The sequence below is a fragment of the Streptococcus mitis bv. 2 str. SK95 genome (assembly GCF_000222705.1).
GTDB lineage: Bacteria > Bacillota > Bacilli > Lactobacillales > Streptococcaceae > Streptococcus > Streptococcus mitis_AY.
Genome location: NZ_AFUB01000066.1, coordinates 35,174 through 51,227 on the forward strand (window position 1 = coordinate 35,174; position 16,054 = coordinate 51,227).

At 42.7% G+C, this 16,054-nt stretch carries 15 protein-coding genes and 1 pseudogene; 2 read left to right on the plus strand and 14 right to left on the minus strand.

Going from position 1 to position 16,054, the window contains the following annotated elements:
* Nucleotides 1-89 precede the first annotated feature (89 nt).
* Genes dltD through HMPREF9965_RS12255 form a run of 5 tightly spaced genes read right to left on the minus strand, consistent with a single transcriptional unit; the run spans nt 90 to nt 4,547 of the window.
* Nucleotides 90-1,358 carry a D-alanyl-lipoteichoic acid biosynthesis protein DltD gene (dltD, locus tag HMPREF9965_RS12235; protein ID WP_000919838.1) on the minus strand — a complete coding sequence of 423 codons (1,269 nt, stop codon included), beginning with the start codon at nt 1,356-1,358 and terminating at the stop codon, nt 90-92.
* Complete coding sequence (gene dltC / locus HMPREF9965_RS12240; protein WP_000351970.1) at nt 1,351-1,590, minus strand: D-alanine--poly(phosphoribitol) ligase subunit DltC; 240 nt, start codon at nt 1,588-1,590, stop codon at nt 1,351-1,353. The genes dltD and dltC overlap by 8 nt, the downstream gene beginning before the upstream one ends.
* Before the next feature lie 13 nt (nt 1,591-1,603).
* Nucleotides 1,604-2,848, minus strand: coding sequence for a D-alanyl-lipoteichoic acid biosynthesis protein DltB (gene dltB / locus HMPREF9965_RS12245; RefSeq protein WP_000970399.1), 1,245 nt, complete (start codon nt 2,846-2,848; stop codon nt 1,604-1,606).
* Nucleotides 2,845-4,395: a D-alanine--poly(phosphoribitol) ligase subunit DltA gene (dltA, locus tag HMPREF9965_RS12250; protein ID WP_004244359.1), complete on the minus strand. Its 1,551-nt coding sequence runs from the start codon at nt 4,393-4,395 to the stop codon at nt 2,845-2,847. The genes dltB and dltA overlap by 4 nt, the downstream gene beginning before the upstream one ends.
* Nucleotides 4,396-4,415: 20 nt before the next feature.
* Entirely contained in the window at nt 4,416-4,547 is a 132-nt protein-coding gene (locus tag HMPREF9965_RS12255; RefSeq protein ID WP_025168981.1) for a teichoic acid D-Ala incorporation-associated protein DltX, read from the minus strand.
* Between the two features lie 293 nt (nt 4,548-4,840).
* On the opposite strand from HMPREF9965_RS12255, the gene hslO reads away from it, so the two are divergent.
* Together hslO and dusB are read left to right on the plus strand one after the other, a co-directional pair.
* A complete protein-coding gene (gene hslO / locus HMPREF9965_RS12260) occupies nt 4,841-5,713 on the plus strand; it encodes an Hsp33 family molecular chaperone HslO (protein ID WP_000357857.1) in 873 nt (290 codons plus the stop codon).
* Nucleotides 5,700-6,680: a tRNA dihydrouridine synthase DusB gene (dusB, locus tag HMPREF9965_RS12265; RefSeq protein ID WP_004244308.1), complete on the plus strand. Its 981-nt coding sequence runs from the start codon at nt 5,700-5,702 to the stop codon at nt 6,678-6,680. The genes hslO and dusB overlap by 14 nt, the downstream gene beginning before the upstream one ends.
* Before the next feature lie 55 nt (nt 6,681-6,735).
* Here the strand turns inward: dusB and HMPREF9965_RS12270 are convergent, their stop codons facing one another.
* From HMPREF9965_RS12270 to HMPREF9965_RS12310, 9 genes and pseudogenes are all read right to left on the minus strand, one after another.
* The gene (locus tag HMPREF9965_RS12270; protein ID WP_000764008.1) at nt 6,736-7,422 is read right to left on the minus strand and encodes a YoaK family protein; all 687 of its coding nucleotides are present in this window, start codon (nt 7,420-7,422) and stop codon (nt 6,736-6,738) included.
* A 126-nt stretch (nt 7,423-7,548) separates the two neighbouring features.
* Nucleotides 7,549-8,232: a hypothetical protein gene (locus HMPREF9965_RS12275; protein ID WP_000730888.1), complete on the minus strand. Its 684-nt coding sequence runs from the start codon at nt 8,230-8,232 to the stop codon at nt 7,549-7,551.
* Nucleotides 8,233-8,504: 272 nt separating this feature from the next.
* Nucleotides 8,505-9,278: an NUDIX domain-containing protein gene (locus tag HMPREF9965_RS12280; RefSeq protein ID WP_000763398.1), complete on the minus strand. Its 774-nt coding sequence runs from the start codon at nt 9,276-9,278 to the stop codon at nt 8,505-8,507.
* Between the two features lies 1 nt (nt 9,279).
* Nucleotides 9,280-10,059: a nicotinamide riboside transporter PnuC gene (gene pnuC / locus HMPREF9965_RS12285; RefSeq protein WP_000860155.1), complete on the minus strand. Its 780-nt coding sequence runs from the start codon at nt 10,057-10,059 to the stop codon at nt 9,280-9,282.
* Between the two features lie 9 nt (nt 10,060-10,068).
* On the minus strand, nt 10,069-11,127 hold the full coding sequence (locus tag HMPREF9965_RS12290; RefSeq protein WP_000730563.1) for an AAA family ATPase: 1,059 nt from the start codon (nt 11,125-11,127) through the stop codon (nt 10,069-10,071).
* A 145-nt stretch (nt 11,128-11,272) separates the two neighbouring features.
* Complete coding sequence (locus HMPREF9965_RS12295) at nt 11,273-13,705, minus strand: ATP-dependent Clp protease ATP-binding subunit (RefSeq protein WP_001109662.1); 2,433 nt, start codon at nt 13,703-13,705, stop codon at nt 11,273-11,275.
* A 1-nt stretch (nt 13,706) separates the two neighbouring features.
* Complete coding sequence (locus HMPREF9965_RS12300; protein WP_001211251.1) at nt 13,707-14,165, minus strand: CtsR family transcriptional regulator; 459 nt, start codon at nt 14,163-14,165, stop codon at nt 13,707-13,709.
* 118 nt (nt 14,166-14,283) lie between these two features.
* Nucleotides 14,284-15,013: pseudogene (locus HMPREF9965_RS12305) on the minus strand (ABC transporter ATP-binding protein).
* Entirely contained in the window at nt 15,013-16,020 is a 1,008-nt protein-coding gene (locus tag HMPREF9965_RS12310; protein ID WP_000754532.1) for an ABC transporter substrate-binding protein, read from the minus strand. Before HMPREF9965_RS12310 ends, HMPREF9965_RS12305 begins: the two are co-directional and overlap by 1 nt.
* Between the last annotated feature and the right edge of the window lie 34 nt (nt 16,021-16,054).

The following is a 16,054-nucleotide window of genomic DNA, read 5'->3' on the forward strand; positions in this document are numbered from 1 at the left end:
AAAATAAAACTTTTGACTTTTTTTCATCTAAAACATTCGCCATTTAACCAAAAAACCTGAACCAAACAGTTCAAGTTTTTTTAATCAATTTATTGAAAATCTTTGATATTTCCATCATAGGTCGCCCAGTCCTTACTAAAGAAACGGTCATTCATCTTATAGTCTGGAGCTGGTTTCGGATCCGTCAAGAAGGGATTCACAACCTTATCAAAAGCCAACCAGCCCAACCAACCTAAGTGGATGGTATCCTTGATAAAGTAAGGTTCTCCTCCGTTTTTTGAAAAGTCAGCAATGTTGGTAAAGCCTTGACTTTCTATCTGGTAACGAATTTTCTCCACTGCATGTTGATACATTTCTTCACTGAGTTCTGTGTATTCCATCCATTTTTTGTTGACAGGCTGGATAACAAAGAGCACATTGACTTTTGATTTGGCAAATTGATTGAGAACCAGCTGCAAATCATTGTATTCAGACGACTTTAGGAAGTTATAATTTTTTTGATACCCTTCCCATTTTTTTAAGTCTTTTTTGACCTCATACGTGTAGAAATGATTCTCCATCCCCATATCGTTATTGGTCGTATTTGCCTCTGCATCCTTACGGGCAATTTCTTCTAAAGCGTCATAAGAAAACTGATCAGGAAGATCTTTTAAATAGTTTTCTACATGTTCTTTGTACTTGAGTTTCCCCCGAATTGAAAATTGACCAAAAAGAGAGGACTGCTTTTCATTGAATCGTGCAAAGACGTTGATGATAAGTCGATCAGCATCTGACAAGTCCTCTCCTTTTGAAAGCTTTTGAAGGATGCCTTTCAATGCCACACTCGGGTTCTGCTTTAACAAACGCGTCGCAGCATGCTTAGCCGAGATGTCCCCAGATTGATTTTCCAAAAAAGCTGTCAACTGGTCGCTATTAAAAAATCTCTGAAACGCCGCTGGCTCGTAATCCGTCTCTGTAAACCACTGAGGAGAGATGACAAACACCGCCTGCTTTTCCTCGATTTCTGGCAGAATCTGCTGCAAACCAAAATATTGATTAAGCGAGGCCGCTCCTGCCTGACCCATAAAGTACGGGCGATAGGGACGATTGTATTTTTCTGCTAAAACAGCTGGATGGACACTATCAAATCGAATCCATTCACTTGACCCTAGAAAAGGGACAAAACGCATATTGGGATCCGTTAGCGCCCTCACTTTTTGACTTCTCTCTTTAAAACTTTCTCTACTGATGGAAGCTGCAGAGTACTTCTCCTCCGTCAGATTATGGCTTGTTGTACTTGGATAAAAAAAGATGAGTAGAAGAACCAAAAATCCAGCGATGAAGATAGGCCCGAAGATCAGCCACAAGCGTTTAAGCATTCTTTAACTCCGCAATACCTTCTACAATTTTATTAGCTGTATTCCAGTCATCACGACCGAACTCCGTCACTGGAACACGAATGTCGAAACGATTTTCAATCTCAACAATCAACTCAACCGTCCCCATACTATCCAAGACACCGGCATCAAAAAGATCTTCATCCATCATGTCAGAAACATCTTCCATAAACAACTCATCAATAATTTCAATAACTTCTGATTTGATATCCATTTTTTATATCTTTCTATTTTTTAAACCACAAATCATTCAAGAATCCAGAAAAGATTAAGAATGAGAACATAACGACATGGAAGGTGATAACCATGCCAAGCAACTGAATCCAGCGATTCTCAGGTAAGGAACCCTTCCCAGCTTTTTTCCGTTCTTTATTGAGCGCTTTTTTCTTACGAACCCAAGCGTCATTGATGACCAGTCCAATCCCATGAAAGAGTCCATAAGCGATGTAGTACCAGGTCACACCATGCCAAAATCCCATAATCAGCATATTGAGAATATAGGCTACACTTGAGGTCACATTGCGATTTTTAAAGACCTTCTTTCTGGTCAATACCATGACCATCCGCATAAAGACAAAGTCACGGAACCAGAAAGACAGACTCATATGCCAGCGATTCCAAAACTCCTTTAAATCCCTTGATAAAAAGGGCTTGTTAAAGTTGATGGGACTATGAATCCCCATCAAATTGGAGATGGCTAAGGCAAACATAGAGTAGCCCGCAAAGTCAAAGAACAATTCTAAACCAAAGGTATACATCACCGCCAGAGCATAATGATTAAAGAAACCGCCTGTCTGCAAAGCCAAATTTTTCAGCGGAGGCAATAATGTCTCTCCTAGAATATGAGCCAAGATAAACTTGTAGAGAAACCCAAGCATGATATATTTGACAGCCTCTTCTAGCATATCCATCAGCTCATCCCGCTCAGGAATGGTCTCATAATTTTCATTGAAACGTTTAAAACGATCAATGGGACCACTTGAGAAAGTCGGCATAAAGAGAAGAAAACGTAAGAATTGCCAAATCGTTAAATCCTTGATGACACCGTCTCTCAACTCAACGATAACCCCAACTGCACGAAAGGTTAAGTAAGAAATCCCTAAAAAGCCAAACAAAGATTGGGGGCCGTGAATAGCAGGAGATACTTTCACAAAGACGATTGGCAATAGGGATAGAAAACTAACCAGGTAAAATATCCATTTACTATCCCGTCGTTTCCTATACCTTTTGTAGAAAGATACGAGAAGTACTTGCCAGATAACATAAAGGATAAGAGCGCTTATTTGATTCGTCTTTCCACCGACCAACATGGTGACAATAAAGAAGAGACTAACCAGCACCTCGTACCAGGCAAAACGTTTCTTAAAAAAGAGCCCGATAAATATCGGTAGGGTCGCAGCAATCACATACAAAAAATAATAAAGATTGCCATAAGGTTCCAAATGAGGTAGCTGTTTGTAAAGCTCCATCATCTATTGTTTACCTCATTAATCAAGCCCTTGATATCAATTTTACCATTAGGCGTTAGTGGTAAACTATCTCGATAGAGGAATTTCGATGGCATCATATAAGACATCATGATATCTGCTAGGTCTTCCTTAATAGCCTTGGTAATATCGATATCACGTTCAAACTGCTCGCGGACACCGTCCTTTAGGATAACATAGGCCAGTAGATTTTGCACCTTGTGGTCCTTGTTATAACGTGGAACAGCAACAGCCGACTCGATATAGCGAGATTTGTTGAGGTTTTGAGAGACATCTTCAAGCTCAATACGATAACCGTTAAACTTAATCTGGAAATCCATGCGTCCACCATAGAGAAGCAAGCCCTCATCTGTCATAGTTCCTACATCCCCTGTGTGGTAGGCCGGAAGACCTTCGAACTCAAAGAAAGCTTCTGCTGTTTTTTCAGGGTTATTCATATAGCCTTTTGAAACAGCTGGCCCAGAAACAATGATTTCTCCCTGTTCACCATTTGGCAGTTTTTTGCCTTCCTCGTCAATGATAAAGGTCGGAGAATCGGCCTTGGTATAGCCGATTGGTAGACGTTTGAGAGTCGTCAACATCTCGTCTGTTACGGCAACAGCTGATAGGGCTACTGTTGCTTCTGTCGGGCCGTAGGCATTGATAATACGGGCATTTGGGAACCGCTCGCGCAGTTTTTGCGCTGTTTTGACAGTCAATTCTTCACCATCAAAGTAGAAATGCGTGATTCCAGGCATTTTCTCACCATTGAAATCTTCTGACAACATGGCCATATCTGCAAAGGAAGGCGTTGAGGTCCAGATAGCGATTGGCAATGAAAAGATGGTCGCAAATAGTTGCTTAAAGTCCTGAGTAATGGCTGAAGGAAGAGCGAAAAGCGTACCACCCAGTGCTAAGGTTGGCGCCCAGTACATGACAGATAGGTCAAAAGAATAAGGGGGCTGGGCCAACATTTGTGGACGACTTGGCGTCGCAAACTCTTTATCTGTAATCATCCAGTTGGTAAAACTGAGGAGATTGTCATGGGAAATCTGCACTCCCTTTGGCTTACCAGTCGTACCAGAAGTAAAGATGATGTAGTAGTTGTCATCTCCCTTGACTGGATGCGTAATCTCGTAGCTAGAAGCTTGAGCAAAAGCTTCATGAACTTGCTCCAAATTCAGCATCGGTGTGCTAGTTTGCTCTAATGGAAAATCCGAGATGGCAATAATCAAACTTGGCTCTGCAACTTCTACGATAGCAGAAACTCGTTCCAAGGCCGAATGGCTGTCAATTGGAATATAGGCATGCCCCGACTTAGTCAGCGCTACAAAGGTAGCCAACATCTCATACTCCTGACCACCAAAAACGACGACTGGAGATTTCTCAGGCAAGCCAAGTCGATCAATAGCTGCTGCTAAACTATCTGAATCAGCCTTCAGATCACCATAAGTGTGCTCTTGGCCTAAAACATTGTAGACAGGATATGTTGGCTGTGTTTGAGCAAAGTGCTCAATCGTTTCAATCATATCTTTTATCGGTTTATTAGACACGGTTTTTCTTCTCCTTCAAACTAGAACTCATTATAAATAAAGGTTCCTTGACTCTGACCAAGGTAACTAAAAAAATAAAGCAAACCAAGTAAGATTACAAAATATAGGACGGTCTGTCCCAAAAACATATACAATTTTCTGTGTTTTCCCATAGTTAGTGTGTTCAATTTTCTATGATTTTTCAAAAAAGCTATGCAACTATGCATTTACTATCTTATCTTCCTAACATTTTACCATTTTATCAACCTTTTTTTCAACTGTTTACCGTCACTTAACAGTTCGGTTTAGCTTATTTTAAGATAAATTAAAATGTTAACAATAAATGTGAACAAAAATTTCCATTTCTATAAATCTCCTATACCAGTCATCAGAAATTAAACAGTTTAAAAATTGACAGCAAACACACGGCTCCCCCTTTGGGCATTTTTATGCTAAAATAGAAGGTATGGATAAGATTATTAAAACTATATCAGAAAGCGGAGCCTTTCGTGCTTTTGTCCTTGACAGTACAGAAACCGTCCGCACTGCTCAAGAAAAACATCAAACCCAAGCCAGTTCAACCGTTGCACTTGGTCGTACCCTTATCGCTAGCCAAATTCTCGCAGCCAATGAAAAAGGAAATACCAAGCTAACGGTTAAAGTTCTTGGAACGAGCTCTCTCGGTGCCATCATCACGGTCGCAGATACCAAGGGCAATGTCAAAGGTTACGTTCAAAATCCAGGTGTTGACATCAAAAAGACTGCAACTGGTGAAGTCCTTGTCGGACCTTTTGTCGGAAATGGTCAATTTCTCGTTATCACCGACTACGGTACTGGAAATCCCTACAACTCCATGACTCCTCTCATCTCTGGAGAAATCGGTGAAGACTTGGCTTATTACCTGACAGAAAGCCAACAAACCCCTTCAGCAGTCGGCCTCAATGTTCTTTTAGATAAAGACGACAAGGTCGAAGTTGCCGGCGGTTTCCTTCTCCAAGCATTACCAGGAGCCAAGGAAGAAGAGATTGCTCGCTTTGAAAAACGCATCCAAGAAATGCCAGCTATCTCAACCCTTCTGGAAAGTGAAGACCATATCGAAGCCCTCCTCAAGGCCATCTATGGTGACGAATCTTACAAACGTCTATCTGAAGAAGAAATTCGTTTCCAATGTGACTGCAGCAAAGATCGCTTTTTAAACGCTCTTGCCAGCCTTCCAAACTCAGACCTTGAGGAAATGAAAAAGGAAGACCACGGGGCAGAAATCACTTGTCAATTCTGCCAAACTACTTACAACTTTGATGAAAACGACCTGGAGGAACTCATTCGTGACAAATCTTAATACACCCTTTATGATTGGCAATGTTGAGATTCCCAATCGTACTGTTTTAGCGCCCATGGCTGGTGTCACCAACTCAGCCTTTCGTACCATCGCAAAAGAGCTCGGAGCTGGACTCGTTGTAATGGAAATGGTCTCTGACAAGGGAATCCAATACAACAACGAAAAAACCCTACATATGCTTCATATCGATGAAGGAGAGAACCCTGTTTCTATCCAACTTTTTGGTAGCGACGAAGACAGCCTCGCACGCGCAGCAGAATTCATCCAAGAAAACACCAAGACTGATATCGTCGATATCAACATGGGCTGCCCTGTTAACAAAATCGTGAAGAACGAAGCTGGCGCGATGTGGCTCAAGGATCCAGATAAGATCTACTCTATCATCAACAAGGTCCAATCTGTCCTTGATATCCCCCTCACTGTCAAAATGCGTACAGGATGGTCTGATCCATCCCTAGCCGTGGAGAATGCCCTAGCTGCTGAGGCTGCAGGTGTCTCTGCTCTCGCTATGCACGGCCGTACCCGCGAACAAATGTACACAGGTCACGCAGACCTTGAGACCCTTCACAAGGTCGCTCAAGCTCTGACCAAGATTCCATTTATCGCCAATGGTGACATCCGTACGGTCCAAGAAGCCAAACAGCGTATCGAAGAAGTCGGGGCTGACGCGGTTATGATTGGCCGCGCAGCCATGGGAAATCCCTACCTCTTCAACCAGATCAATCACTACTTTGAAACTGGAGAAATTCTCCCTGATTTGACTTTTGAAGACAAGATGAAAATCGCCTACGAACATTTGAAACGCTTGATTAACCTCAAAGGAGAAAAAATTGCAGTCCGTGAATTCCGTGGCCTCGCTCCTCACTACCTTCGTGGTACATCTGGTGCAGCCAAGCTTCGTGGAGCTATTTCACAAGCTAGCACTCTGGCAGAAATTGAGGCACTCTTGCAACTAGACAAAGCATAGTCTCACATCTACAACTCACAAAAACGGCAAAGCTCAAAAATGAGTCTTGCCGTTTTTATATGTTTTCATCTTGTAAATCTAATTGCTTCACTCTAGCTATATAGTAGGACATAATCAAAAACAAATTGAGGCTGACAATCCATATAGACCATTCATGAAGAAAATGCATCAATACAGCCAAGCTGATTGCGCCCACTATGAAGCTTCCCACAACAATCCCATAATTTAAGGCCTGACGGCGGTATTCTTGGATATTTCCTTCTCTTCTAGCAATGCGATACAAAGCGGTCAACATCTTTCGGTAATTTCCAGACGTCATAAAAATGACATAGGGATGATCTTCAATCAAACTGCCCGTAAATGTTAGCATCATCATTCCTGTTCCAAAAGCGATGAAAGGAACTTCTAATAGAGGAAATCGTGAAAAGAAAGGTAGAATAAGAGTTCCAATAAATAAAGGAAGCAGCATCTTAACCCGCCAGTAGGCCGTTTTACGGTATTCTTTCATGTGCAATGCAAACAGAAATCCTAGAGAAAAGAAAATAATGGAGCAGAATCGTAGCATCGTATTAATGACATTTGAGTCGTGCCAATCAGATATCAGTAGGAGAATATTCCCTGTCTGTGTCGCTACCAAACTATGGTATTGAATATGGCAAAACACATCCAAAGAACCACCTACAAATCCAAGAAATACTCCCATCAATCGTGTGTTTTGAGGTAAGATTAATTTATCCGCCATGTATTATCACTCGTTTTCCTTTGATTTTTTTATTATACCACTTTCTCTTGGAGAAACTAAGTGAAAAACAGTTGACTCACTCTTTTACAGAACGATTTCTAGTAAGAGTTAAAACACCAAATTTTATTATTGAATCAAGGCAACGCTCGAAACTTTACCATCCGCACCTGTTGTAATTTGAATGATTTTTCCACCACCGATTTTGGCATTATACTTGCCATCATCAAGTGTGTAAGAGTAGCCTCTGATAGAATAGTTTTCTTTCTTTCCATCTGCAGTTTCTACTGTAAATTGGCCTCCTGATGAAACTGTAATAGTTTCGCCATTAGCTCCCTTCCAGTTGCCTGCAGCTGCTGAGAAATCACCATCAACCATGGTTAAAACACCCTTGTAGCGTTTGTTGTGTTCTGCTTGCTTGTCTTGAAGTTTGCGGTCAGTTGTTGGATCATAGCTTGACTGGTTAGACTGGTCTTGAGAGCCTTGCTGAGTTGATGGTGCCTGAGATGGGGCTTGTTGACTAGGAGCTGCTTGTTCTTGTCTTGATTCAGGTGCTGGTTTCGCTTGTGACTGATCTGCCGTTGTAGAAGACTGACCAGAAGATGCCTGAGCCTTTTCAGATGAAGCTGAGCTTGAAGATTTTTGAGTCTTGCTTTCTTTACTAGAAGAAGCCGCTTTGGAACTTGATGACTGACTTGTTTTTGCAGAGCTGCTAGTTTGAGTGGTTTCATTTTTATTTCCACAAGCTCCCAGTAGCAAGGTAGAAGCCAATACAATCGCTGCCATCAATTTGATATAGGTTTTCTTTTTCATTTTTCTACTCCTTTGTAACATTTTTGAAATGTTAAGAAATCTTTTTGTAATATAATTGTAACATTGGACTTTGAATCTGTCAACTATTTAGAGAAACTATTTTAAAAATTATTCTCTCTACTATTTTTATTCGAAATTGAAACAAAAAAATAGAAAATTTTTTAGATAAAAGTCCTATTTTTTGCACCGCTCTTGTGTAATTCTAAGAAAGATAACCATTCATAAAAATGATGATAAATAAAGAGGTCGGGAACTTTTCCCGACCTCACTTTTTATTTCAATCGATAGGTTTTTCTTGGTTTCTTTTTGGGCACTCGCTTGAGTCCGACTTCTTCTACATATTCTCCGTATTTTACGAGAAAGTTATTGCTGACGATTGTGCGACCGGGGTTGATGAGATTGACCAGTTCAGTCCCTTCATAGACAGTGAACTCCTCCTCCAGTAGATAAAGGAAGGTAGGATTCCAGTCAAGTCGCCCTTGGATTCGTTTGATGGACTCTTGGATAATGGCATAATGGTCAAAGGCGAAGGCTTGCTCCTCCAGCTCGACTCCATCTAGGTAGCATTTGCCTGTCTGAAAATCGACATCTACGAAAACGACATCCTTAGCATCGTCACCTGCCTGAACGAGGTCTAAGGCACGACTAGGTAGGTACACTAAGTGGGCAATGGTCACTGTCCAGCCCCGTGGATCACGACCGGGGGTCGATACCGTCATCAATTGCTCGATTTTTTCCAAAGGTAGATCCAGATTGACTTCTTCTCTCACTTCGCGCTGACAGGCATGTGCAGCATCTTCCCCCTTATCCATAAAGCCTCCAACCAGAGCCAAACAGTTTTGATAAGGGTGAGCCTTGCGACGGATCAGCAGGAGCTTGATTTTTCCTTCGACAAAGCAGTAGGCCACCATATCCACTGTCACACTTGGTTTTTCATATTGAGGGAGTTCTTGCTTGTAGTACCAGTCTAAAAACTCCTCCTGACTGGCATGGATTTCATAATATTCTTTTTCCGTCATCCCGGCTGGAATCTTTATGTCTGCCATCTTATGCCTCCTTTCGAACTGCCTTGGTCCATTGGTACCAACCCACTAGACTATTGAGTGTGTAAACCCAGTACATCCCCTGAATGTGGATATTTTCACCCCACCAGAGATAAATACTAAAGAGATTGGTTGCAATCCAGAAAATCCATTGCTCACGGTAGAGACGTGTCATCAAGAGCTGACCAACACCATTAGTCGCATCGGTTACACTATCACGGAAAGGGCGAGCACTATTGATACTTTGATAAGCCAAGCCCATACCAATCCAGATAATGGCAGTCAAGGCCAAGTACTTGAGCCAGTCAAGAACAGATAATTTCTTAGCTTCAAAGTGGGATTCTTCTGGTTTTCCTTGGTCATTGATACGATTGGACAGCCAAGCATAGAGACCAATCGGCTGCATGATAAAGAAGTAAACAGTCGTCAAGACTTCGCCATAAAAAGTCGCATTCATGGCTAAAATCAAATAGATAGCCGAGTTAATAGCCCCAAAGAGATAATTGCTTGCACGACCTTCTGCTACCAAGATAACACAGACAATCCCAGTCCAGGATGCAAACAAGCTCAGCCAGTCATGACTTTCCGTATTTTGTGTGAATTCCAAGATCAAGGGAACACTTGACAAGGCGATGAGATACAACCACTGGAAAAGGCTACGTCCGACAAAGAGATCTTTCCAGAGCAGGCGCATGATCCCTGCAAAACCAATCTTGCGAGCTTCTGCATGGACATTGTTAAAGTTTTCGATAAATTGTGTGATTTTTTTAGTTACTGTTTTCATCATTTTCTCCTAATCTGCTTGGTAAATGGCATCGATAGCCACTTTGGCTGCTTCATAATTGCCTAGGTAATCCTCAGCTAGATAAACTAGTGGAATGGTGGTTAAATATCGCTCTCTCATCTGGTCCAGATGCTGGGAAAAACTGTAGCGAATATGGTCTTCCGCCATGGTCATATCTCTAAATCCGTCATTGACATAAGAACCGACAGGCTGCACAAAGAGAATCAAGTCCCATTTTTCCTTAGCCAAGATAGAAACAAAGAGATTGTCAAAGGTTTCTCCTGATAAGTCCCCTTGGTCCTCAGTCTCCATGTAATAATCATAGTAGCCCTTGGTTACTAAGGAGTTGGTGTCAGCTATTACTAGGCCTCGATTGGCATTGCTATCTATTAACTTGGAGGTCTGGTCATACTGCCCTAAAAGGAGATAATAGTAATCCTTTGGAGTCAATTCATCGTCGCGGACATTGTTTTTGATCTGGTACTCACGTGCGTATTCCAGGCTGACCGGCGCATCGTAATACCTTGCCAAATCCTTGGCCAGAGTGGTCTTCCCATTGCTGGCACTTCCCATAATCAACACTTTCTTTGTAAACTGACGACGGAAGGGTTGTGCGATGTATTTCCAATATTTGCTTGGATTTTCTCGAATCATAGTCGCTGAGATACCAAACTTTCTTTCTTGCAAGACGGTCTCAAAGCCACGCTTAGATAGCTCTTGCTGGTAGTCTTCTTCTCCCACAAAAAAAGTCAGTTCTTGCTGGGCTTCATCGTAGGAAATCTCCGATAACATCTGGTCCAACCACTCCTGCCAGCCCATAGGATAACGGGGAAGGTTGGTCTCATCCAGCTTGCAGACAGAGGTCAACTCGTCATCACGAAAAGCCTCTCGGATATAGCGAAATCTTTTTTGAAGAGTTAAGCCTATCTGCTCCCCTCGGTCTCCCTCATAGCCTGAAACGACTACCCAGACCTGATCACACTGGCGCTTCGCTCTCTGGATCAGGTCGATATGCCCTTGATGGAGAGGAGCAAAAGTCCCAAATACCACTGCTGTTTTCTTTTTCATAAACGTTTACCTTTTTATAATTTTTGATATTTTTATTTTTCTATGTTTTTATTATATCTTATATTTTTATTTTGTCAATACTTTTATATCATTTTTTATAAAAAAGTAGCAAAAAAGAATCAAGATTGCTCCTGACTCTCCATTTTTAAGCAATATCAAATTTCAATTGTCCGGCTTTGACACCGATTTTGAGGATTTTGCCTGCCACCAAATCTCCCTTGAGAAGGAGTTCTGCTAGCTTGTCTTCCACTTCTGTTTGCAGGGTTCTGCGAAGTGGACGGGCTCCCATTTCTGGATTGTAACCGTGACTAGCTAGCAACTTCAGGGCCGAAGCTTGCAGTTTCAAGTCGATGCCCTTCTCTGCTAGGCTAGCAATCAATGGTTTGACCATGATCTTGACAATTTCCTGCATATGTTCGCTATCCAAGCTATGGAAGACTACCTTTTCATCAATACGGTTGATAAACTCTGGTCGATAAGCTTTTTTCAACTCTTCAAAGATTCGTTTTTCCATATTCTCCTGGTCAAAACGAATGTCCTTGACCCCAAAGCCGACAGTCTTGTCGTCACGAAGGGCTGTCGCACCAAGGTTTGACGTCATGATGATAATGGTATTTGAAAAATCCACCTTGCGTCCTTTGCTATCTGTCAAGACACCATCGTCCAAGACTTGCAAGAGAACATTAAAGATATCTGGGTGGGCCTTCTCTACCTCGTCAAAGAGAAGCACTGAGTATGGTTTGTTGCGAACCTTCTCCGTCAACTCCCCACCTTCTTCGTAGCCCACATAGCCCGGAGGGGCACCGTTGAGACGGCTAGCTGCAAATTTCTCCATATATTCACTCATATCAAAGCGGATAAGGGCTGATTCGTCATCAAAGAGAACTTCTGCCAGAGCCTTGGCCAATTCGGTCTTACCGACACCCGTTGGCCCTAGGAACATAAAGGAACCAATTGGACGCTTGTGACTGCGAATACCTGACTGATTGCGGCGAATCGCACGGCTAATACTTGAAACAGCTTGATCTTGGCCAATGACACGTTTGTGCAACTCCGCTTCCAAGTTCAGGTATTTCTTAGCATCTGTTTGCGTCAGCTTTTGGACTGGGATCCCTGACAAGCGGCTCAAGGTGGTTAAAATTTCAGATTCTGTCACCAAGTCTTTATAGACAGGCAATTCTTGTTCTTTTGCGATTAGCTGGCCTGCTTGTTTCCACTTGCCATCCATCAAGGCCTTGTCAGCTGGACTCAAGTCGGATTCGTCCATTCTCACATGCTTGGATTTGTTTTGCACAGTTGCTGCCGCCTCATCCAAGAGATCGATAGCAGAGTCTGGCAAGTGACGACTGGTCAAGTAACGATGGGCCATCTTAACAGCCGTTTCGACAGCTTCATCTGTGATTTGCACACGGTGGTGTTTCTCATAGGCAGCCTTCAAACCTTGCAAAATAGTCATGCTGTCAGCTAAACTTGGCTCTTCAATCGTCACTTTGGCAAAACGACGAGAAAGGGCTGCATCTTTTTCGATGTGTTTTTGATATTCTTCCTGAGTGGTGGCACCAACCGTTCTCAAAGTTCCACGAGCCAAGGCTGGCTTCAAGATATTGGCCGCATCTAGAGTCGAGTCAATACCGCTCCCAGATCCCATGATGGTGTGGAGTTCATCGATAAAGAGGATTACCTTGCCGTCTTCCTCGATATCCTTGATGATATTGTTCATGCGCTCTTCAAAATCTCCTCGGAAACGTGTCCCCGCAACAACATTCATCAAATCAAGCTCCAAAACGCGCATCTTGGCCATTTCCACAGGTACATCCCCACTAGCAATACGCTGGGCAAGGCCTAGGGCCAGAGCGGTTTTCCCAACACCCGCATCTCCAACCAAGACAGGATTGTTCTTGGTCTTTCGACTCAAAATCTGAATCATACGTGAGATTTCCTTGTCACGACCGATAACTGGCTCTAACTTGCCAGAGCGCGCTTGCTCCGTCAGGTCATGCGTGTAGTCCTCTAGACCGCCACTTGGATTCTGAGGCATGCCCATCATATTGGCCATGGAATTTTGCTTGTCTGCTACCGTGCGATGGCGTTGGCGCAAAGCCTTAAGATCTTCTCTTGTCCAACCAGCACGTTCCTCTAAATTGCGACGAAGAGCAGCAATTCTGACCTGATCTTTCTGGTCTTCATAAGAGAAGCCTGCTCTCTCCAAGATGCGAGTTGCCAAGGCATTGCCATCATGCAAAATCGCATAGAGGACATGCTCTGTCCCTAGCACCTTAGCATGGACCACTGAAGCCACATACTCTGCTTCTGCAAAGAGAACCTCCAAACGATGGGAAAAGGGCAATTCCGTAAAGGTTTCGTCTTGGCTATAGTCCGTTTCAGTCAGTTCTAAAGCAACCTCTTCTAAACGGTCCATCTCGTATGGGTAATCATTTAGAGTCGCACCTGCCACACTGTAACTGTGATTGGACATGGCAATCAATAAATGCCAAGACTCTAGATAACGAGCTCCAAAATGGCCAGCAACCATGTAGGCACTCTCGATACATTCATTCAATGCTTTTGAATAGTTCATCTTACTTCTCTTTTCTATCTACCTCTTGTAATAGCTGTCGGAGCATATTGGCACGGACAACTGAGGATTCTTCCCCTAGGACACGATCTGTTGCTACTGAAGTCAGCAAGGTCATCTCCTGCTTGCTCATCAAGTCCTGCTCCACCAAAAGCTGGAGAATATCCTCATAAATCTCCTGACTAACTCGCTCACCAATCGAGTAAAGCAAATCACGGAGCATCTCATGATGATTGGAAAACTCAATCCGTCCGATGCGAATGTAGCCTCCGCCACCACGCTTGCTCTCAACCAAGTATCCTCTGCTTTCAGTAAAACGTGTCTTGATGACATAGTTGATCTGACTAGGCACAACCTGAAAGGTATCCGCCAACTGACTCCGCTGCAATTCCACGATACCAGCTTGGTCTAAAATTGCCTTGATATAGGCTTCGATATGATCTGATGTATTTTTAAATCTCATAGTAAATCAAACTCCTTCTTTGAACCTTGACTATCTTTGACTATTATACCGAAATTTTTGATTTTTTTAAAGAAAAAGGGAGCAAGTAAAGAATAATCTTCACCAACTCCCTATTTTTCTACTTATCTAAGCCCAATTCTGCTAAGATTTGACGTTTGTAGGCAATTTTTTTGGACTTCCTTGTCCTCGTCTTCAGACCAATCTAGTTTAATTTCTGAAACAATCTGCCCAGGCCGATTTTTTAGGATGTAGATGCGGTCGCTAAGATTGAGGGCCTCTTCAATACTATGTGTGATGATCAAGGTCGTTAGTTGCAACTGTTTGTGAATCTCCAGATACCAAGCGTGGAGTTCCATCTTTGTCATCTCATCCAAAGCACTAAAGGCCTCATCCAAAAGAAAGAGCTTGTGCCCAAAAAGGTAGGTCCGGAGTAAGGCCACACGCTGTCGCATCCCACCGCTGAGCTCATGAGGATACTTGTTCCGTACCGCCGTTAGCTGGAAGGTCGCAAGAATTTCATCTGCTCGGGCAATGGCCTCCGCCTTATCCACCTTTTGAATCAAGAGGGGCAAGATGATATTGCCAAGCACCGTCTTATGCTCCAAGAGTAGATCCTTTTGCAACATATAACTCACGCGCCCCTTAGGATTTTCCTCGCCATCAAGGACAATTCGCCCCGACTGGACTTCTAAAATCCCAGCGATTAGGTTAAAGAGAGTGGTCTTTCCAACACCACTTGGACCTAGGATCGAAACCACTTCACCCGAAGTCACCTGCAGATTGATGTCCTCTAAAATCTTTTCATCGCCATAGGCATAGCTTACGTGTTCTAGTCTAATTTCTGTCATTATTTTACAAATTCGTTAGTGAAGCCCTTGTCAGTCAAGTCTTCTTTGAGGATACCATGTTCTTTATCCCATTTGTAGAAGGCATTCCAGCGGTCAGCGTCAAATTGTCCCCATTTTCCCTTGTCACTTGCGTATTCTTTTGACAAGTATTTTTGAGATTCGATGACAAAGTCACGTTTTTCCTTGAGTTCAGGTGCGTTCTTAATGAGGATATCGGCTGCTTCTTCTGGATGCTCCATAGCATATTGGTAGCCTTTTTTAATAGCTTGGATGACTTTGCGAGCTTCTTCTTTGTTGTCTTTGAGATAGTCGTTGTTTGCGATGATAACGGGTGAGTAGTAGTCAAACTCTTTGACATAGTCTTTCAAGTACATGAAGTTAGCGTCTACGCCCTGAGATTTGGCAAGGATACCATCCCAACCGTAGTAGATCCAAGCAGTGTCAAAGACGCCATTGGCAATCGGTGTGATTGAGTTTGAGTCGTTGTTTGGTACTTTTTCGACCTTCTCAAAGTCTCCACCTTGTGATTCTACCAAGGTTTTCAACATAGCAAGTTCAGTGGGGTCATTCCAAGTACCGTATTTCTTACCAACCAAGTCCTTTGGACTGCTTACATTGTCAGATTTACGAGAGATAATTCCTGATGTATTGTGCTCTACGATAGCGGCAACGGCAGTGATTCCTGCCCCTTTTTCCAATTTCTTAGCCATGTAGTCTTGGAAATACACTGCAAATGGTGCCTTACCATTGATAACCAAGTCAGAAGAACTTTCTTCTGGTGGCAATTTCAAGTCAACATCCACTCCAGCTTCTTTGAAATAACCTTTTTCCTTGGCAACATACAGCCCTGTGTGGTTGGTATTTGGGGTCCAGTCTAGGATAAAGTCAATTTTTTTGAGTTCTGCTTCTTTGTTATCCTTAGAAGCAGTTTCTTGGCCACAAGCCACAAGTACGACAGCTACAAAAGCCGTTACAAGCGTTAAAAACACTTTCCATGTTTTCTTCATTTTGATTTCCTCTTTTCTTTTTCTAAAACGCTCT